This window comes from Microbulbifer pacificus (assembly GCF_002959965.1).
GTDB lineage: Bacteria > Pseudomonadota > Gammaproteobacteria > Pseudomonadales > Cellvibrionaceae > Microbulbifer > Microbulbifer pacificus_A.
In genome coordinates, this window is the sequence record NZ_PREV01000026.1 from 802,461 (window position 1) to 821,377 (window position 18,917).

17 protein-coding genes are annotated in these 18,917 nt (G+C 56.7%); 5 read left to right on the forward strand and 12 right to left on the reverse strand.

Annotated features, from left to right (window positions below):
* Positions 1–7: 7 nt before the first annotated feature.
* Positions 8–1,429, forward strand: a complete 1,422-nt coding sequence (locus C3938_RS03860) for a sigma-54-dependent transcriptional regulator (RefSeq protein ID WP_105101914.1) — start codon at positions 8–10, stop codon at positions 1,427–1,429.
* Between the two features lie 153 nt (positions 1,430–1,582).
* Positions 1,583–2,152 (forward strand): GspH/FimT family pseudopilin, encoded by a 570-nt coding sequence (locus C3938_RS03865; protein ID WP_105103211.1) that lies wholly within the window; start codon positions 1,583–1,585, stop codon positions 2,150–2,152.
* On the opposite strand, the gene C3938_RS03870 is transcribed toward C3938_RS03865, so the two are convergent.
* The 12 genes from C3938_RS03870 to murJ all read right to left on the reverse strand — a co-directional run bounded on the left by C3938_RS03870 (position 2,153) and on the right by murJ (position 16,561).
* Entirely contained in the window at positions 2,153–2,596 is a 444-nt protein-coding gene (locus C3938_RS03870; protein ID WP_105101915.1) for a type IV pilin protein, read from the reverse strand.
* 61 nt (positions 2,597–2,657) lie between these two features.
* The gene (locus C3938_RS03875) at positions 2,658–5,990 is read right to left on the reverse strand and encodes a pilus assembly protein (protein WP_105101916.1); all 3,333 of its coding nucleotides are present in this window, start codon (positions 5,988–5,990) and stop codon (positions 2,658–2,660) included.
* A 37-nt stretch (positions 5,991–6,027) separates the two neighbouring features.
* A complete protein-coding gene (locus C3938_RS03880; RefSeq protein WP_105101917.1) occupies positions 6,028–6,564 on the reverse strand; it encodes a pilus assembly PilX family protein in 537 nt (178 codons plus the stop codon).
* Entirely contained in the window at positions 6,564–7,541 is a 978-nt protein-coding gene (locus C3938_RS03885) for a PilW family protein (RefSeq protein ID WP_105101918.1), read from the reverse strand. The genes C3938_RS03880 and C3938_RS03885 overlap by 1 nt, the downstream gene beginning before the upstream one ends.
* A 1-nt stretch (position 7,542) precedes the next feature.
* The gene (pilV, locus tag C3938_RS03890) at positions 7,543–8,007 is read right to left on the reverse strand and encodes a type IV pilus modification protein PilV (protein WP_105101919.1); all 465 of its coding nucleotides are present in this window, start codon (positions 8,005–8,007) and stop codon (positions 7,543–7,545) included.
* Between the two features lie 11 nt (positions 8,008–8,018).
* Positions 8,019–8,537 carry a GspH/FimT family pseudopilin gene (locus tag C3938_RS18175; RefSeq protein WP_105101920.1) on the reverse strand — a complete coding sequence of 173 codons (519 nt, stop codon included), beginning with the start codon at positions 8,535–8,537 and terminating at the stop codon, positions 8,019–8,021.
* Positions 8,538–8,727: 190 nt separating this feature from the next.
* Positions 8,728–9,660, reverse strand: coding sequence for a 4-hydroxy-3-methylbut-2-enyl diphosphate reductase (ispH, locus tag C3938_RS03900; RefSeq protein WP_105101921.1), 933 nt, complete (start codon positions 9,658–9,660; stop codon positions 8,728–8,730).
* A gap of 18 nt (positions 9,661–9,678) precedes the next feature.
* Complete coding sequence (locus C3938_RS03905; RefSeq protein ID WP_105101922.1) at positions 9,679–10,119, reverse strand: FKBP-type peptidyl-prolyl cis-trans isomerase; 441 nt, start codon at positions 10,117–10,119, stop codon at positions 9,679–9,681.
* Positions 10,120–10,166: 47 nt separating this feature from the next.
* Positions 10,167–10,703 (reverse strand): signal peptidase II, encoded by a 537-nt coding sequence (gene lspA / locus C3938_RS03910; protein WP_105101923.1) that lies wholly within the window; start codon positions 10,701–10,703, stop codon positions 10,167–10,169.
* Complete coding sequence (gene ileS / locus C3938_RS03915; protein ID WP_105101924.1) at positions 10,696–13,500, reverse strand: isoleucine--tRNA ligase; 2,805 nt, start codon at positions 13,498–13,500, stop codon at positions 10,696–10,698. The genes lspA and ileS overlap by 8 nt, the downstream gene beginning before the upstream one ends.
* A gap of 432 nt (positions 13,501–13,932) precedes the next feature.
* Positions 13,933–14,910, reverse strand: coding sequence for a bifunctional riboflavin kinase/FAD synthetase (gene ribF, locus C3938_RS03920; protein ID WP_105101925.1), 978 nt, complete (start codon positions 14,908–14,910; stop codon positions 13,933–13,935).
* Positions 14,911–15,007: 97 nt separating this feature from the next.
* Positions 15,008–16,561, reverse strand: a complete 1,554-nt coding sequence (murJ, locus tag C3938_RS03925) for a murein biosynthesis integral membrane protein MurJ (protein WP_199775549.1) — start codon at positions 16,559–16,561, stop codon at positions 15,008–15,010.
* A 329-nt stretch (positions 16,562–16,890) separates the two neighbouring features.
* Between murJ and C3938_RS17755 the strand changes: the two genes are divergently transcribed.
* The 3 genes from C3938_RS17755 (at position 16,891) to pdsR (ending at position 18,913) form a co-directional block, all read left to right on the forward strand.
* Positions 16,891–17,031 carry a hypothetical protein gene (locus tag C3938_RS17755; RefSeq protein ID WP_158681553.1) on the forward strand — a complete coding sequence of 47 codons (141 nt, stop codon included), beginning with the start codon at positions 16,891–16,893 and terminating at the stop codon, positions 17,029–17,031.
* Positions 17,032–17,235: 204 nt separating this feature from the next.
* The gene (locus C3938_RS03930; protein WP_105101926.1) at positions 17,236–17,958 is read left to right on the forward strand and encodes an OmpA family protein; all 723 of its coding nucleotides are present in this window, start codon (positions 17,236–17,238) and stop codon (positions 17,956–17,958) included.
* Positions 17,959–18,214: 256 nt separating this feature from the next.
* Positions 18,215–18,913 (forward strand): proteobacterial dedicated sortase system response regulator, encoded by a 699-nt coding sequence (gene pdsR, locus C3938_RS03935; RefSeq protein ID WP_105101927.1) that lies wholly within the window; start codon positions 18,215–18,217, stop codon positions 18,911–18,913.
* Positions 18,914–18,917 lie beyond the last annotated feature (4 nt).

Here is an 18,917-nt window from a genome sequence, read left to right on the forward strand (position 1 = left end):
GATCGCCATGGCCGACCGACACCCCATAGCCTTGGTAGTGGATGACGAGCCCGACATCTGCAACCTGATTTCAATGACCCTGCAGCGCATGGACGTGCGCGCGGATATCGCCATGTCCGTGGCCGAGGCGAATCGCCGCCTCGCGGAGAAACGATACGACTTCTGCCTCACCGACATGCGCCTGCCCGATGGTGATGGCCTGCAGATCGTAGAAGCCATTCAGGAGCTGCCAGCCGATCGCATGCTTCCCGTCGCTGTCATCACCGCCCACGGCAATATGGACACCGCCATCGCCGCACTCAAGCTCGGGGCGTTCGATTTTGTCAGTAAGCCCGTGAATCTTGAACGTCTGCGCAATCTCGTGCACTTGGCCCTGCGCCTGAACGAAGGTCGCTTCCTCGAGAGTCAGGAATTTCCGCCGCTATTCCAGGGGCAGTCAGAAGCCATCAGGACCCTCCGTGCGCGGATTGAAAAAATTGCGCGCAGTGATGCGCCGGTACATATTGTCGGTGAGGCGGGCTCGGGAAAGGAGCTGGCGGCGAGATGTATCCACGATCAGGGGCCTCGCGGCAACCGGGCATTTTTCCCCGTGCACTGTGCAACCATCCCATCAGCGCAACTGGAAGAGACCCTGTTCGGCGGATCAACATCATCGGAAAAGAGTCTCGGGCTACTGCAGGCCGCTAACGGCGGCACACTCTACTTCGATGAAGTCAGCGAGTTGCCGCAGGATATTCAGGTCAGATTACTGAAAGCCATTGAGGAAAAAGGTTTTCAGGATGCGGCGACGGGCGAAAACATTAAGTTGGACATTCGCATACTGACAGGATCGCGCAAATCACTCGCCGACGAAGTCCGAATCGGAAAATTTCGCAGTGATCTGTATTACCGCATCAATGTCATCCAACTAGAGATGCCACCTCTGCGTCAGCGACGGGAAGATATTCCACTGCTCGCACGCAATCTTTTGAGGCATATCAGCAATCCGTCCCGGGGCGCCACACCCAAGGCGTCCCAGGAAGCCATCGTCGCGCTGCAGACCTACGGGTTCCCGGGCAACCTGAGAGAACTGGAAAATATCCTGGAGCGCGCCGTTACCCTTGGGGAAAGCAGCACTCTCTATGCGCGGGACTTGCTTCTGCCGGAGACCTCCCCTACGCCAAGCGTTCAGGAACCGGAAAATCCCACCCTCCGGTACGCCCCCCTTCATTCACCCTCCGCCATGGAGGATCAAGGCGCCAACTACCCGGGCCAGTTTGACGCCTCTGACTTTGAAACACTGGATGACTTCCTTCAGTCCATTGAGAGGGAAGCGATTGAGAGCGCGCTGAATGAGACAGGGTGGAACCGAACCGCGGCGGCAGAGAAGCTGGGAATTAGTTTTCGTTCGCTGCGGTATCGGTTGAAAAAACTCAATATGGATGAGTAAGTAAGGCGGCCTGTTCATGGTTGTTTACATGGCTACTTTTACCCCCTGATTATCTCGCGCCCAGACTAGTACCATCGTACTGTAATGGCTTGTGATTGGCTTTCCAGGAATCCTTGTTATTCTGCGTATCCTCACGGATGAGGAACCCAAGCCATGCAACGCCAACCCGGATTTACCCTGATTGAACTGATCATCACCCTGGCAATTCTTACCATTGTCCTTTCACTGGCCGCACCGGGCATGTCCGAGCTTGTACGCCGCTACCAGTCGGAGGCAAAGGCGCGGGAGCTTTTCGATCTTCTGCAGTTAATGCGCAGCCGCGCCTACAGCGAACGGCAAAAATACTCACTATGTCCCAGCAGTGACGGCGTGAGCTGCGGAACCGACTGGTCTTCAGGTGCGCTGCTATTTGCTGACAGCAATGGCGATGGCGAGAAAAACAATGGCGAGGTAATAGAAAAAATATTTTCCGGAGCGGAAGCTGGCGGATCTTTGCGCTGGCGCGCATTCAATAATCGAGGCTATATCCTCTTTCGTCCCGATGGAACCACACCAGCACAAAGCGGTAACTTTTCTTACTGCCCTCCGGATGGCGAGGCCAAAAATGGCTGGGTCATTGTGATGAACGCCATAGGGCGTCCCTATTTAGGCAAAGATAACGACGGTGACGGCGTGAGGGAAACAGGCAGCGGGGAGAACCTCAGCTGCCCGATGGCAGACTGATCAACTGCAGGTTTTATTCCAACACATGTCTCCAGCACCGAATGCACCATCATTGCCGCGATCCCATGCTTTTTCCCCTGTAGATTTGAACTGAAGATCACCGTCATCAGCCTGGGCATTTTTTGCCTGAGCCTGAAGTGTATAGGAACTGCCATCCGCCGCCGTCACTCGGAGATTATAAAACTTGGTACCGCCGTCCAACGGGGCCTCGCCAGCGAATATCGACGGAACACCATTGCCATCAGCCGCACCCGTATAGGTTCCATTTGCGGTAAAGTGCTGCTCCATTGCCTGAGCCAGTCCCAGAAGTGCGCCCTGGGCATCCGCCCGGCGCGATGTCTTGACATGCTCCTGGTACGACGGCCAGGCAACGCCGGCAAGTATTCCAATGATAGCCACGGCGATCATCAGCTCAATCAAGCTGAACCCAAATTGTTTTTTCATTGCCAAATCCACTCACTTGCTAATTTTTTAAACCCGGCTTCTCGCTAGGCATGTTGGGCAATCAGTTGGGAATCATTTCTTCCCAGGCCAGTCGTCCCTCGCGGTCACCCCCGCCCACATTGATATCCCGGTCATTGATAGTGCCGGCACTGGTAGAGGTGTACTGTCTCTTGCCTCCCAGGAAGCCCGGCTTATTCGGGATCCCCTCATTCACCATTTCACCGACTACGCCCATATCCGCACTATCGATAACACCATCATTGTTCGCGTCGTACACCGCATACTCTGAAGGTGCGAGCCCGGTCCGTACATCGACCGACATCAACCACCCGTATCCGCCAGCGGAACACACCTGCCCGGTAGGAATGAGAGTGTTAAAGAAAAGTACATTACGCAGCAAATCCGGACGCGTGGTAACCCGCTCTCCGCCATCCGGGGAAACACCAGACAGCAGGGAGATATACCAACCGGATTTATTGCTCCAGTTCAACGCCGTTCCACTGAGCGTGCGATGCTGAACTGTCCCTCCACTGCTCTGCGTGACGTCCTTCGTTCCAATAGACCGGGGCTCCAGATTATTTTTGTCCAGGTTATACGTTCCGTTATCCGACACTGCATAAAAACCTCCCGCAGCGGTATTCGCAGTATCGGCATCCGTCAGATACTGGCCGCTACCGAATGTCACCAGCAGATTGGGAGAGGCTCCGTTTTCATTCGCAGTATTTCTCGCCACCAGTGGAGCACCGGTGATTGGCTCGCCGGCAGCGGTGAACAGTTTATTCACCGTGCCAGTAGCAACCCCTGACGTCCATTTCGCATTGGTTTCCACGTCAAAAGCCCACATATTGCCACGCAGATCGCCGGCATAAACGCGGTCGATCGTGCCATCGAGATCGGTATCGATAATTGCCGGGGTCGAAAGGCCGTTCTTATCTGCCTGGCTACCTGTACTGGTAGACAGGTAAACATGTCCACTGCCATCCAGATAGACGATAAACAACCCGGCGTCACCGGTAAGACTGTTATAGCCATTACCAAAAACTGCCGCCCACTTGCCATTTGACATGCGACCAATCTGTGGACGGCTGTAAGAGTAACCAAGATTACTGTTACTGCTGTCAGTAAACTCCCACAGTACTAGAGAGCCAGCGTTAGCGGCAGTAAATGAGGCGGGGTTGGTGATGTCGAGCGCAAAGTACCCCTTGCCACCGCCCCCCAGTCCACCGACAAGAACGGTTTTCCAGGCGCTATTGATATACGCATCTCCAACCGTTGGAGTACCGTCCACATAGTATTTGTGAAGGTAGTTCTGCGATGTCAATGCGTGTAAACCGAGCTCAGTTTCAGTACTGGAAAGCACAGAAGGGAGGTAGCCAATCAGTTCTTTACCGGCATCCGTACCTGTTGTTGAGGCATTGAAACCATGCAGGAAGCCATCATTCGCGCCCACATATACCATCGGTGTGCGACTTGCCTTGCCGCTCTTGAATGCAGCGTAACTGCTCGCTTCCGCGAACTCCGCATTCTCCCACTTACCGACTGGCTCACCTACATACACCGGCGTCGAATTGACAATATCGCCGAGACGGCTGCTACGCTGACGGAACTCATTGCTCCCGTTGCCTTCCTTGGTACGATCACCACGCAGATAGTCAACGCGCTCCGACGCGCGATTATCTGCCACGGATACGCCGGTCGACGTATTGATATTCAAGTCCAGCTCGGTATCTCCATCACTACCGGTAAAATCTAGTCCGGCAGCAGTAAATGCGACGCCACCAGTGCCAGGCTTATAGGTGAGCAGTGTCCGTGTACTCGGCGCGGTTTGGTCGAGTATGGTTCCGGCTTCCCAAGAAGCAGTTGTGGAAATATTGCCCGCGCTGTCGATAGCCAGAGCGGACAGTTCACCGCTCCAGTCGCCGCTGTCGAACTTGGCCGCGTAGATAGCGGAGTCCGCTTCCAGCGAGGTTGAGTTAAAGGCTACGGAGCTGGAACTTCCGACAATTGCATGGACCTTGCTGATGATCTGATTGAAGGTGACTTTCAGCTCGGCCGCGTTGTCCGCAGTGTAAACCCCACCGCCACCAAGCTTGCCGGCATTTTTCATTACATCGGTTTCTGTTAGGCCATCATTGGCGAATCCGATGATATAACTGATGATATTGTGTTTTACCGGGGTACCGTCTGGTTCTTTCAAATCCGGGCGAAGATCAATGTCATATAACGCTTTGATGACATCATCCATTTCACTGCTGGTGCACCCTCCAGGATTACCCGAACAGTTGTAGTCATATCCCTTTAGATGATCACTAATGCTGTCATCACTGGTGGGCTCACCATCGGTGAGTGCCACCATGAAGCTTTTTTGGCAATAAAACTGTATTGCGGCCCCTTCAGTGCTACTGGTTGGCTTAGCGACATTCGGGGTGACATCATCCCAGTCTGGAGAAAAATTGAAAATATTTTTACCCGCGGTCGTCACCGTGCCGCCATCACTACCTTTGTACGAAAGATCTTTATTCTCGAACCCCGTAATAAAATAGCGTCCGACACCAGTGAAGCTCTCTGCCAAGGGAGTGCTTCCATCCGCTGTAATACCCTTAATCACATTCAGATAATCGGTGCGATTATCGTCAGTAACACTTTCGAGCCCACGTAATGCTCGTGCACCATCACTACCATCAAATTGCATCAATCCTATACGAACATCCTCTAGATCCGACACCAACTCAATTGCTGATGTTTTCATGACATCGGTTCGTGTGACCGCAACTTTTGAGCGTGCCGCATCTCCGTCGAACTCAAGAAATTTGGCTGCTTCGTATGTCCCAGCTTCATTTCTAGACGAGAAAAACCAATTCAACAGATGCCCACTGGCCGACTCATCTCTGTAATCTCCAAACTGAGGATCGCTACCAGTATAGTAGTAATCATTAGACGTATTGTACGCATGTATCCAGGCACGATAATCAGCATCATCATCAAAGCAGTCGTTTGTAGAATCCCATTCCCTCCAGTTTTCCTCCGTTTTCCCACCAGAATCCATCTTGAATTTTACGCTGCCGTCATCAATATCCACTTGAAATTGAACTTCATAATTCCCTGTTCGCCATTTTCCGTTACTCCAATAGCGGTATGTCGAAGATATAGGGTTCGCGCAGCTCGCATATGTTGCATTTTCATCATATTCACTTGGAGGCCAAATCTCTCCCTGCATTGATCCTGAAGAATCCAGCACAAACATAATATTTGGCTCCGCGGATCCACGGGTATATAGCGGGACATCGGAGAGATCACCCGGAGCCGCTGAAACGCTGGTGGCCAGTGACAATAGAAAAGCCGCACTGAGGGAACGGAGAGACAATCGCTGTTTGATCTTGTTATTCCATTTCATGGTTAGTTCTCAATTCAAATGGTTGCCGCCGCAGGCATTACATTGCCTTACCGTAGAGAGTCACGATAATACGTTCCGTACCACCGATCCCCGTCCCCCGCGTGACGATCTTGAAGACACGGGTATCATCGAACTCAAGACCGGTATTACCGGTACTCAAATCCACATCGGCAGCATTGGAATCGTCGGAGGCCAGTCCCGCCAGCTCAATAAAAATACGTCCTTTCAGTTTCGTGTTGCCATCGGCTCCCTTCATACCCACGTCCCACTCCTCGGAATTGGTATCCGTCCAGGTAGCATCGGCAAACAGGTCATCGGGGCCGTCACCTTCGCTGCGCAACCAGCCGGTTGTGCCAAAGCCGCTGATATCGCTCAGACCATCGATATAGGCCTCTCCCTGCCTCGCCATGGACTCGGCGACTTCCAGAGCGATCTTGGCATCACGGGAGGCGAAGGTCATGCGTTCGCCCATCATTACACCACGCGCTCCTGCGATACCGATCATGGTCAGCACCAGCAGTAAAACGAGGCTGACGATCAACACGGCTCCCCGCTGACGATTTACACTCTTCATCACATACTCCCGCGATTGCGCACTTTGACAGTAGCAACATAAAGTTTGCGTAACTGCCCGTCGGTATATGTCGTTTCGGTGCCGTCCAGCTCGGTTACCTTCTGGCTGGTAACTCCAGCACCATCCTCACTGGCGACCAACAATTGCACTTTGATCGCGGTGGCCTGCGCCATGTTATCCAGGTTGCTCTCCGCCGATTGCCAGATATCAACCACACCGTCCCCGGATGTGTCACGTCCATAGGTAATCTGCATATCCTCAATGCCGGGAACCAGTTCCTGGGTGTTGTCATTTTCATCGCGCATAAAGAGGGAAGTACCGCCCGCCGCACTCTCCGCAATAAAATACGTTCGCTGGTATGGTTTCAGAATTTTGGCGTCGGCACCGTAGGCTTCCTGCAATGTCGCACCGTGGGAAATTACACGATTCCCGGCTCCAAGGTCACCGGTTACCCCCGTGATACTGAATACGTCACCAGCTCGACAGTTCGCAACCAGCACAATGTCTCCCGTCGCAATGGGACAATTGGCGCTCACCTCCGGCAACAGTGGATTTGCTGGATTGACCATTCGGCCGGCTCCGCCACAAGCGTCGACGGTACTTCCTATAATCAATACATCAGTACCGGCGACGACGTCTTTTCCTCCGACTTTTTCTCCCGCGGCGGCGTCATTCAGGCCCTGTATGCCATCCGCACCCACGGACGAAAAAAATGCGCTCGGAGAAGCCAGGCTATTAGAAATGCTGTCCGGTCCCGGAGCACACCCCCAATAATCCGCCGCTCTTATTTCCTTACTCAGTAAGTCAATGGCAAAGCGACCACTTTCCTGTATACGGGAAAGGGCAGTCTGGGATCGGGAGGTGCTGGTATTGCTCTGGAATACCTGCAGCACACCAAGTAATAACAACGAGCTCAACAAAAGCCCGATCATGAGCTCAATCAAAGACAGCCCACCCTGCTTGGTCAGCGATGACATATCAAAGCTCCACGATCATGGTAAAGTTGGCATCTTCCGCTCCGCCATTGGAGCTCCCGTAGTTTTTGCCGGTGTGCTGCTGCTTCCATGCAATGGTCACAGTTACCTCGCCGGCATTTCGGCCAATCGTACCTGTCGCGGACGGCAGGTTTGTCTGGATCAGACGTCCCCATTCGTACAAATCGAGACTGGCCAATTCAGTAACACTGCACGCAGTAGCGCAGGTTTGCTGCGTCTCACTGCCGTTCACCGTGCCATCATAACTGCCCTGCTCAAGGCCGCTCGGGTTTGCACGCATACGCTCGACAATATCCTGGGCAGCCAATGCCGCCATGTAACGCTGATTGGCTCCGTTGCCATTTTTAAGGCTGAGCGTCTGGGTTGCTGCAACTCCCAGGAGGCCAACGGCCAGCACAAGCACCGAGATCAGAACCTCAATCAAGGTCGCGCCCTGTTGTTGTTTCATATTCTTTTCCCTTATCCGGTACACGCGGTATTTTTTAACAGGCGTACAGATCCAGAAACCAGCATCTCCAGCTGGCGACCGTGGTTGCCGGTGCGTTCGTCACACAAACCCAGGGTCAACGTATCGGCAAGCCCTGTTTCTCCACGCGCGTTGAAAACAAGCTGCAGGTTGGCGGTACCAGTAGCACCAACCTCCGCAGTCAAAGCAAGGTTGGCACTCTCCACATTGAAAACGCGTAGCTCTTCACCACTGTCGTAGCTGTTATTGCCATTTTCATCTACCCAGACTCTGAGGCCATTGGCTACATCGCTTCCAACGCCTCCCACCCTGACGCCACCGCCGAGACGAACGGCCTCCGCCCTGGCGAATTGCAAGGTGCTGTTGATTTCATCCGTAGTGGTGACGATCCGGTAGTCCTGAATCACCGATCGAAACGACGGGACCGCTACGGCGGCAATAATGCCAAGGACTGCGATGACGACCATTAACTCGACCAGCGTGAAGCCGAGCTGGTTAAGGGGCTTATTCATGATCAAATTACTCTAGAGCCAGGGGCGAACGGACTTCCGCATCGCCAGATTGCGCACGAAAGCTTTATATCAATTGGGCAAAAAGAAGGAAGTAATCCCGTCACAACACCAGGACGAGACCGACAGACGGTAGCGGTGATACGACAGGCGGATAGAGGGCTCCGCCTGAACCCGATCTCAGGGAATGGCGTTAGCGCAGCTCTTTGGGAAGGCTGAAACTGATATTTTCCGGGATTCCCGCCACTTCATCCGGCGCCTTGGCACCGAGATCGCGCAGCTTCTGAATCACCCGCTCCACCAACACCTCCGGTGCCGAAGCGCCGGCGGTGATACCGATGATTTTTTTACCATTCAGCCAGGTGGAATCCACACAATCGGGACCATCGATCAGATACGCATCGGTACCACAGCGCTCGGCCAGTTCCCGCAGACGGTTGGAGTTGGAACTGTTGGGGCTACCCACCACCAGCACCAGATCGCACTCCAGTGCCAGCTGGCGCACGGCGTCCTGGCGGTTCTGGGTGGCGTAGCAGATATCGTCTTTGCGCGGGCCACGGATATTGGGGAATTTGGCCCTCAGAGCATCGATCACCCGGGAGGTGTCGTCGACGGAAAGCGTGGTCTGGGTGACGAACGTAAGATTGTCCGGGTCTTTGACGTCGAGTTTCGCCACATCCTGTTCATCTTCCACCAGATAGATGGCACCGCCATTACGGGTGTCGTACTGGCCCATGGTTCCTTCCACTTCCGGGTGGCCTTCGTGGCCGATGAGAATGCACTCGGCTCCGTCACTGCTGAACTTACTCACTTCCATATGCACTTTGGTGACCAGCGGACAGGTGGCATCGAACACCTTGAGACCGCGGCTGGCGGCTTCATCCTGCACCGCTTTGGACACGCCGTGAGCACTGAAGATGACGATCACATCGTCCGGCACCTCATCCAGCTCATCGACAAATACCGCACCGCGTTCGCGCAGGGTGTCAACCACGAATTTGTTGTGTACCACTTCATGACGCACATAGATGGGTGCACCGAACACATCGAGCGCGCGGTTAACGATGTCAATCGCGCGATCGACGCCGGCACAGAAACCGCGGGGATTGGCGAGGCGAATCTGCATGCTGCTCCGTCCTTTGACCTAGTTGACCGAGGCCACTTCGAGAATTTTTACATGGAAGAACACCGTCTGCCCCGCGAGTGGATGATTGAAATCTACCTCCACTTCGTCTTCACCGATCTCGCGAATAATCCCCGGAAGCTCTCCGCTGCCGTTATCAAAGGAGACCACGAGCCCCTCCTCCAGCTGCATATCGGGTGAGAATGTATCCCGACGCACGGTCTGGATATTGGCGGGATTACGCTGACCGAAAGCCGCTTCCGGCGGAATCTCGATTTCCGCTTCATCACCGGTTTTCAGCCCGAACAGAGCCTGCTCAAAGCCTGGCAGCAGGTTGCCATCGCCGACAATAAAGGTGGCGGGGTCGCCGTCGAAATTGGAATCAATCTCTGCGCCGTCATCCAGCTTGAGACTGAAGTGCAGGGTGACGCGGCTGTGCTCGCCGATAACATTGTTGCTCATACTACTGCTCTAAAAGGTACTGCCCTAGTTGGTACCGCTCTGAAACCTTACACTTCCGCGCCATTCTTGCCGGTTTTTTCTTCGCCTTTGTCTTTGAAAAACAACAGTTCGATGACCAGCATGGCGGCGCCGACGGAGATGGCCATGTCGGCCACATTAAATACGGGAAAATGCCAACTGCCGTAATACACGGAAATAAAATCGCGCACATAACCGAGCAGCATGCGATCCCACAGATTACCCAGCGCACCACCGAGAATCAGCGCCAGTGCGGTGGGCTCCCAGCGTTTTGTGGCCGGCAACCGCTTGATCCACATCACCACTACGGTGCTGAAAATCAGCGCGATGGCGCCGAAAAACCAGCGCTGCCAGCCGCCGGCATCAGCGAGGAAGCTGAACGCGGCACCGTAATTTTCCGCATAGGTAAACTGCAACAAACCGGGAATGATCTGCAGGGCGGGACCGTACATGAAACGTTCCACTGCCCACACTTTGGTGGCGATATCCACCAGAATCACCAGCAGCGCCAGCAGGTACCAGCGCCACGGGTGCTGTATTGCCTTGAGCCCAACAAAATTAGGCATAGTGGCGCACCTCGCCATCACCGCTCACGTTATCCACGCAGCGACCGCAAAGCTCCGGGTGCTCGCGGTTGTGGCCCACATCCTCGCGGTAGTGCCAGCAGCGGCCGCACTTGGGCGCATCTACCTTGTGCACCGCCACTCGCAATCCGGCGAGTTCGGTTTTCTCGGCGCCGGCGGCGTCGGTGAGAGGCTGCACAGACGTCGAAGAGCAGATCAGGACGAAGCGCAGTTCGTCTTTAAGTGCTTCCAGTTTCTGTTGCAGTGTTTCATCCGCAAACAGGGTGACGGAGGCCTGCAGTGAACCACCGATGTTGCCGGCCGCGCGCTGCTCTTCGAGCACCTTGTTCACCGCTGTTTTCACATCGGCAATGGCATCCCAGAATTCCGCATCCATGACGACGTCCCGGGGCAGCTCGGGGAATTCATGCCATTCGGCCAGCATCACACTGTCTTCACGGTTGCCGGGGATAAACTGCCACAGCTCTTCCGCGGTGAAGCTCAGAATCGGAGCAACCCAGCGCACGAACGCCTGCACGATATGGTACAGCGCGGTTTGCGCTGAGCGGCGGGCGACGCTGTCGGCCTGGGTGGTGTACTGGCGATCCTTGATGATATCGAGATAAAAACCACCCATTTCCACCACGCAGAAGTTGTGCAGTTTCTGGTAGATCTGATGGAACTGGTAGCGATCGTAGGCCGCGATGATTTCAGCCTGCAGTTTCGCCGCCTGCTCGATAGCCCAGCGGTCCAGCGCCAGCAGTTCGTCCACCGGCAGCAGATCTTTCGCGGGATCAAAACCGGCGAGGTTGGACAGGAAGAAGCGCGCGGTATTGCGCAGGCGGCGATAGGAGTCCGCGGTGCGCTTCAGGATTTCGTCGGATACCCCCATCTCGCCGCTGAAGTCGGTAGCGGCCACCCATAAACGCAGCACGTCCGCGCCCAGCTTGTTGATCACATCCTGCGGCGCCACTACGTTGCCGATGGACTTAGACATCTTTCGGCCCTGGGCATCTACGGTAAAGCCATGGGTCAATACCTGCCGGTAGGGTGCACAGTCATTAATGGCGATGGAGGTCTTCAGCGAGGACTGGAACCAGCCGCGGTGCTGGTCGGAGCCTTCCAGATACAGATCCGCCGGGAAACGCAGAGCCTCGCGACGTTTCAGCACCGCATGATGGGTCACACCGGAATCGAACCATACGTCGAGAGTATCGGTAACTTTCTGGTAGTTGTCCGCGTCGTCCCCCAACAGCTCTTTGGCATCCAGCTCAAACCACACATCCATGCCCGCCTTTTCCACCTGCTGCGCGACTTTTTCCATCAGCGCCGGGGTGTCGGGATGAATTTCCTGGGTCTCTTTGTGCACAAACAATGCAATGGGCACACCCCAGGTGCGCTGACGGGAAATGCACCAGTCAGGGCTCGCATTCAGCATCGAGTCAATGCGCGCCTTGCCCCAGCCGGGAACCCACTGCACCTCATCCGCCGCTTTCTGCGCATGATCCAACAGGTCATTTTGCTGCATGCTGATAAACCACTGCGGGGTAGCGCGGTAGATCAGCGGGGTTTTGGTGCGCCAGCAGTGTGGATAGCTGTGTACCAGCTTGCTCTGGTGTAGCAGCGCGCCTTTCTCTTTCAGCAGATCGACAATCTTTTCGTCCACCTTGTACACATGTTCGCCGGCAACCAGCGGTGCAGTGTCACGGTACACGCCGTTGTCATCGACATAATTCAGTGTATCGATGCCGTAACGCTTACCCACATTGAAGTCGTCCGGGCCGTGGTCTGGCGCGGTGTGCACGCAGCCGGTACCGGCGTCGGTGGTAACGTGGTCGCCGAGGATGATCGGCAACTCTTTATCGTAGAAAGGATGCTTGATTTTCAGGTGCTCCAGCGCCGCGCCGCGGATGCGGCCGACCACGGAACCTTCAAGGCCCGCCTGCGCCAGTACGGCCTCTTTCAGCGCTTCCGCCAGCAACAGGCGCTTGCCGCCTACCTGTACCACCACGTATTCCAGTTCACCATTGACGGAAACCGCCTGTGAAGATGGCAGGGTCCAGGGAGTAGTAGTCCAGATCACTACGGAGAGAGGACCTTCACCGGCGTGACCGCCAGCGGCGTCGGCAATAGCGAGCGCGGTTTCTTCGGTCGCCGGGTAATTCACATAGATGGAATAGGAGGTTTTATCCTGGTACTCCACTTCTGCTTCCGCCAGTGCGGAACCGCCCACCACACTCCAGTACACGGGTTTGAAGCCACGGGAGAGGTGACCGTTCTTCACGACGCCAGCGAGGGCGCGGATGATGTCGGCTTCAAACTCGAAGTCCATGGTGCGATAGGGATTTTCCCAGTCGCCGAACACACCGAGACGGATGAAATCTTTCTTCTGCCCGTCCACCTGTTTCGCGGCGTATTCGCGGCACTTCTGGCGGAAGGTTTTGTGGTCCACCTTGGTGCCGGCCTTGCCGACTTTCTGCTCCACTTTGTGTTCGATGGGCAGGCCGTGGCAGTCCCAGCCGGGCACGTAGGGGGCATCCAGACCGCTCAGGGTTTTGGATTTGACGATGATGTCTTTGAGAATTTTATTGACCGAATGACCGATATGAATATCGCCGTTGGCGTAGGGAGGGCCATCGTGCAGGATAAACTGTTCGCGACCAGCGCGGGCCTCGCGAATTTTTTCGTAGAGCTTGCCTTCTTGCCATTGCTTCAGAATTTCCGGTTCCCGGCTCGGCAGATTGCCGCGCATGGGGAAGTCGGTTTCGGGCAGATTCAGGGTCGCTTTGTAGTCGGTCATTGGTTATCTACTTCGGTTGTAGCGCTAAAACAATTCATCGGTCGTTCACTGAACTTCGAAACCCACGGGCTTACGAAGCGCAGAACTAAAAATCTAAGCCGGAGTGCTGGGGATCAGGTTTCAAAACCGTCGGCGACATGGACGTCGCCGACGGAGCTTACAGGGATGTACTTGCAGCGTTTTTGAAACCTGATCCCCAGTGCTCCGGCGCCACCGGACTAACTACAGAGCTCTGATCTCAGGCTCCGGGGTACCTGCTCGGCCAGTTCGGTGGCGGCAGAGCACCGGGTACGGGTTTTCAGGACCGCTGTGAATACGTCCCTGTACGCTGCGTCGGCAACATCCCTGTTGCCGACGCTCCTGAAAACCCGTACCCGGTGCTCTGCCTTCGCATCTGGGATTTGTGCCATTCGGATGCGAAGGAGTAATTTTTTAACTGGGTTTGCCGTTGGCAAACCACGCTTTCGCGTTTTCTATGTCTTCAGCGATTTTTTGTTTGAGGATATCCAGGGACTCAAATTTTACTTCATCGCGCAACTTGTGGTGGAAAGTGACGGCGATTTCGCGGCCGTACAGGTCGCCGCTGAAATCGAACAGGTGCACTTCCAATAATGGCTTTGCACCCTCGCCTTCCACCGTCGGGCGGAAGCCCACATTGGCCACGCCGGCCACTTCCATGCAACTGCCGCTCATCGGGCTGCCGTTGGTGCGCTTCGCGCTGACGGTGTACACGCCCACTAACGGTGAGCGGTAGCGATGCAAACGCACATTCGCCGTGGGCGCGCCCAGCTGACGCCCGAGAGCGCGGCCGCGGGCCACCAGGCCGGTGATTCTGTAGGGTTTGCCCAGCAACTGTTCCGCCAGCGCAAAGTCCGCGTTCTGCAGGGCCTCGCGGATGCGGGTGCTACTCACGCGTTCACCGGCGATTTCCAGTGTCGCCGTGTCTTCGACGCTGAAGCCCGCATTTTCACCGGACGTTTGCAACAGCGCATAGTCGCCGCTGCGGTCGCAGCCGAAACGGAAATCATCACCGACAACCAGGTGGCGTACGCCGAGGCCATCCACCAGTACCTGCTGGATGAACGCTTCCGCACTCAGATGGCGCAACCGCTCGTTGAACTGCAGGCACAACACGCGGTCCACACCGGCAGCGAACAGCGCCAGCACTTTCTCCTTGAAACGCATCAGCCGCGCCGGTGCTTTTTCACCGGAGAAGTACTCATGGGGCTGAGGCTCAAAGATGATGGCCACAGAGGGCAGATTGCGCTCCGCCGCACGCGCCCGCAGCTGGGTAATGATGGCCTGGTGGCCCAGGTGCACGCCATCGAATGAACCGATGGTCGCCACACATTCCCGGTGTCGCGGCCGCAGGTTGTGCAACCCGCGAATCAGTTCCCGTTGCTCGGTCACAGTGCTTCACCCACCCTTCTGCTTACCCTGGCTCGCCCTTGCAAAATCAAGCGGCGCAGTATAACGGATTTGCCCGCCTTCTGGGGATTTCGGTCAATCATGAGGTCGCGCGGAAATGTCGCGGGCGCAGGCCACTGGCCAGTAACACCAGGCCGTAGGTGGCGCCACCAGCGGCTACCACTACCCCCATACGCCAGGCGCGCTCCCACCAGGGCCACAAGTGCCACTCTGGCCAATAGTGGAGGATGCCCAGCAACACCGCGGCCATGGCGAGATTGGCCATCAGCAGGCGGGTTAGGAATCCGCGCCAACCGGCTTCCGGCGCATAAACACCGCCCTCGCGGAGGCCCCGGTAGAGTAGAAAGGCATTGATGGCCGCCTGGCCGGCGGTGGCCGCGGCGAGCCCCATATGGCCGAGCTTGAAGTAAATATGCAGGGGAATCACGAACAGCAGGCTCAGCACCATCTTCGAGGCAATGGCGATCAGGCCAAACTTCACCGGCGTTACCGTGTCCTGGCGCGCGAAGTAGCCGGGTGCCAGCACCTTGATCAGCATGAAAAACAGCAATCCGAAGGTATAGGCACGCAGTGACCAGGCCGCCATATCCATATCCCGCGGGGTCATATTGCCACGCTGGAACAGTACCGTAAGCAGCGGCTCCGCCAGTACGAAAAGCGCCACCGCCGCGGGCACGGCGATCAAACTGACGCAGCGCAGGGCCCAGTCGATGGTGTGGCGGAACTTTTTCGGATCGCCCCCCGCATGCTGCCGGGACAGATTTGGCAATATCACGGTAGCGACCGCCACCCCAAATACCCCCAGGGGCAACTCGACCAGGCGGTCAGAGAAATAGAGCCAAGTAACGGAGCCGGTGGGCAGGAAGGAGGCCAGAACTGTATCCAACACCAGGCTGATCTGGGTGACCGAGACGCCAAATATCGCCGGCGCCATCAGCCGCAGAATCTTGCGCACCCCCGGGTACTGCCAGTCCCATTTGGGGCGCGGCAGCAACCCCTCCCGCATCAAAAACGGAATCTGGAACAGTAACTGCGCCACACCCGCGGCGAGCACACCCCAGGCAAGTGCCATCACCTGAGGTTCGAACCAGCCCGCAGCGATGGTGGCAGCTGCAATCAACACCAGATTCAGCAGGATTGGCGTCAGCGCGGGTATCGCGAAGCGGTCAAAACTGTTCAGCATCGCCCCGGCAAAACCGGTCAGCGAGATCAGCATCAGATACGGAAAAGTAATGCGCAGCATCTCGGTGGCCAGGGCAAACTTTGCCGGCTCACTGCCGCCCCACCACCAACCAAAGGCGAAGACCCCGGCGACAAGCGGGGCGCACAGAACGCCAAACAGAGTCACCAGCAATAAGGTGCCACCGAGGGCGCCGGCTACCCGGTCATTCAGTTCGCGCACCGCGGCGATGCCACCTTTTGTACGATATTCCGCCAACACCGGCACAAAAGCCTGCGAGAAAGCGCCCTCGGCAAATAGCCGGCGGAAGAAATTGGGGATTTTAAATGCCACAAAAAATGCGTCCGCGGCATCACTGGCGCCGGTGAGCCCTGCCAATACGATATCCCGCGCCAACCCCATGACCCGTGACAACAGTGTGGCGCCCCCCACCACCGACGTACCGCGCAGCAACCCCCGATGGGAGCTACCTTTCTTTGCCTGTGAATCGGGAGTTTGTGAATCGGAGACCGCGCCCTCGGGAGCATGGCGCTCCTGGGAAGTCGACCTGGACTGTTCCTGCTCGGGCGAAGGTGCTGCCACGTCCCTGATTCCTGATGATCGCCGCCAAATACGGCCTGTAGATTGAAACTAGATGGAAAATAATGGGCGGCAAGTCTACCTCAAACCAGTACTGCGGCGACATGCTCCTTGCGCGCCCTACGATTGGCGCGATACGGAACTATACTCAGTTTAAGCCGTTGCCGAGCCGCAGGGAGTGGCGGCCACAGAGGAGAGACGGAATGACCATAAACGCACTGATTATCGCGCTGATCCTGGCGGTACTGCTGTATGCGGTTGTCGCCATGGGGCCGCGCCCCCAGCGGGTACGGGTACGTATCGACCAGACCCGCGACAGCCGCTACCGGCGACGGATGGAATGACTACCCGGCAATCTTTGCGGAGACTGAACTGAATCACAGGGCAAACGGCCACAATTCGCCATAATTGCTGCGCTATTTGCCCCACTGGCGCCACGCCAGTGCCTCCTTGCGGGGTTTAAATGACACTCAACCGAGACGGAAACACCAACCCGATCGGCACCGAAGAGCAGTCATCAAAAACCCGAAATCGCAAGGAACACGATCATGAAAAAGATGTTGTTGGCAGTAACCCTGAGCAGTCTGGCCCTGAACAGCTTCGCCGCGCCCGAGGCCGCCAAAAACACCGAGAAGAAATTTCAGGGCTCAGCCCTGACCCCGGCCAAACAGGCCACTGTATTTACCGGCGCCGCAGTTGCGGGCGCTGCCGTAGGTGGCCCGGTCGGTTTCATTGCCGGCGCCCTCGGCGGAGCCTGGCTGGGCGAACAGATCAAGCAAGCAGAAGAGGCCGACATGCTCGCAACACAACTGACTGCACAACTGACTGAAAGCCGCGCGGAGCTGGGCAACCTGGCACAGCAACTGGACGCGGCACAGCTGTCCGCCAACGATGCCCGCCAGCTGGCACTGGAAAGTCTGGAGTTCCAGATGCTGTTCACTACTGGCGACGACCAACTGCAGGAAGCGCAGGAACAACAGGTTGCCGCGATGGCCGACTTCCTCAACCGCCACCCGCAGCTGCAGGTTTTGCTCGAAGGCCACTCCGATCCCCGCGGCAGCGACGGTTACAACAACGTACTCTCCGATCAGCGCGCTCTCAGCGTGCAGCGCGCCCTGGAAGCCTATGGCGTGGCGCCTGAGCGCATCGAGCGCCGCGCTCTCGGCGCCAGCCGCTCCAAGGCACTGAAGGGCGATCTCGACGCCTACGCCCTCGAGCGCCGTGTGGATATCCACTTTGGCGCGCCGGAATCCACGGCCGGCACCTTCTGACGCACGTCCCATCGGTCGCCGTTCCACAAAAGCGGCGGCCGGCTGGCTTCCACCGGTGAGTGAAAACCGGTCAGTTTCCTCGCGGCCTCGCCGCAATGCTCCGTAAGCAACCCTGTAAGACGTAACCTTGCGCGCGGCCAAAACGCCGCGCGCTTTTTTATATCCCGTATTGTTTTGCCAGTAACCCCATTGTTCGGGCATGATTTTCCGCCACATTCCAACAAAGAACCGGTGCCGGAGTCTTGCGAGAAGCCCTATGAACAGCCCTACCATCGCCATCGTCGAAGATGAAATCGCCATCGCCGAGAACTATCGCGATGCCCTGCGCCGCACCGGTTACCAGGTTCAGCTCTACCACACCCGCCCGGAGGCGCTGGCTGCATTCCAGCAGCGACTGCCGGACCTGGCGGTCATCGATGTGGGCCTTGGCGCTGAGATCGAGGGGGGATTTGACCTGTGCCGGGAGCTGCGCGCCATGGCTCCCACCCTGCCGATCCTGTTCCTGACCGCGCGGGACTCGGAACTGGACATCATTTCCGGCCTGCGCCTCGGCGCGGATGACTATCTCACCAAGGACATATCCCTGCCGCATATGCAGGCACGCATCAGCGCCCTGCTGCGCCGGGTGAGTATTCTGCAGTCCAAAAGCGACGATAGCGAAGTTCTCACCCAGGGCGACCTGGCACTGGACGTTTCGCGCCTGCACTGCCACTGGAAAGGGGAAATGGTGGATCTTACGGTGACCGAGTTCTGGATCGTACACGCGCTCGCCAAGCGCCCCGGGCACGTGAAGAGCCGGACCCAGCTGATGGAAGCCGCGCGGGTAGTGCTGGACGACAACACCATCACGTCCCACGTGAAACGCATCCGCCGCAAGTTCCAGGCGATCGACCCCAGCTTCGACGCCATTGGCACCGCCTACGGCATGGGCTACCGCTGGCAGGCAGCGGCATAAGAGA

What these genes read in the sequence shown, in the direction of transcription:
- C3938_RS03860 (WP_105101914.1), top strand. Translation starts at nt 8, where the DNA reads ATGGCCGACCGACACCCCATAGCCTTGGTAGTGGATGACGAGCCCGAC.
- C3938_RS03865 (WP_105103211.1), top strand. Translation starts at nt 1,583, where the DNA reads ATGCAACGCCAACCCGGATTTACCCTGATTGAACTGATCATCACCCTG.
- C3938_RS03870 (WP_105101915.1), bottom strand. Translation starts at nt 2,596, where the DNA reads ATGAAAAAACAATTTGGGTTCAGCTTGATTGAGCTGATGATCGCCGTG.
- C3938_RS03875 (WP_105101916.1), bottom strand. Translation starts at nt 5,990, where the DNA reads ATGAAATGGAATAACAAGATCAAACAGCGATTGTCTCTCCGTTCCCTC.
- C3938_RS03880 (WP_105101917.1), bottom strand. Translation starts at nt 6,564, where the DNA reads ATGAAGAGTGTAAATCGTCAGCGGGGAGCCGTGTTGATCGTCAGCCTC.
- C3938_RS03885 (WP_105101918.1), bottom strand. Translation starts at nt 7,541, where the DNA reads ATGTCATCGCTGACCAAGCAGGGTGGGCTGTCTTTGATTGAGCTCATG.
- pilV (WP_105101919.1), bottom strand. Translation starts at nt 8,007, where the DNA reads ATGAAACAACAACAGGGCGCGACCTTGATTGAGGTTCTGATCTCGGTG.
- C3938_RS18175 (WP_105101920.1), bottom strand. Translation starts at nt 8,537, where the DNA reads ATGAATAAGCCCCTTAACCAGCTCGGCTTCACGCTGGTCGAGTTAATG.
- ispH (WP_105101921.1), bottom strand. Translation starts at nt 9,660, where the DNA reads ATGCAGATTCGCCTCGCCAATCCCCGCGGTTTCTGTGCCGGCGTCGAT.
- C3938_RS03905 (WP_105101922.1), bottom strand. Translation starts at nt 10,119, where the DNA reads ATGAGCAACAATGTTATCGGCGAGCACAGCCGCGTCACCCTGCACTTC.
- lspA (WP_105101923.1), bottom strand. Translation starts at nt 10,703, where the DNA reads ATGCCTAATTTTGTTGGGCTCAAGGCAATACAGCACCCGTGGCGCTGG.
- ileS (WP_105101924.1), bottom strand. Translation starts at nt 13,500, where the DNA reads ATGACCGACTACAAAGCGACCCTGAATCTGCCCGAAACCGACTTCCCC.
- C3938_RS17755 (WP_158681553.1), top strand. Translation starts at nt 16,891, where the DNA reads ATGACCATAAACGCACTGATTATCGCGCTGATCCTGGCGGTACTGCTG.
- C3938_RS03930 (WP_105101926.1), top strand. Translation starts at nt 17,236, where the DNA reads ATGAAAAAGATGTTGTTGGCAGTAACCCTGAGCAGTCTGGCCCTGAAC.
- pdsR (WP_105101927.1), top strand. Translation starts at nt 18,215, where the DNA reads ATGAACAGCCCTACCATCGCCATCGTCGAAGATGAAATCGCCATCGCC.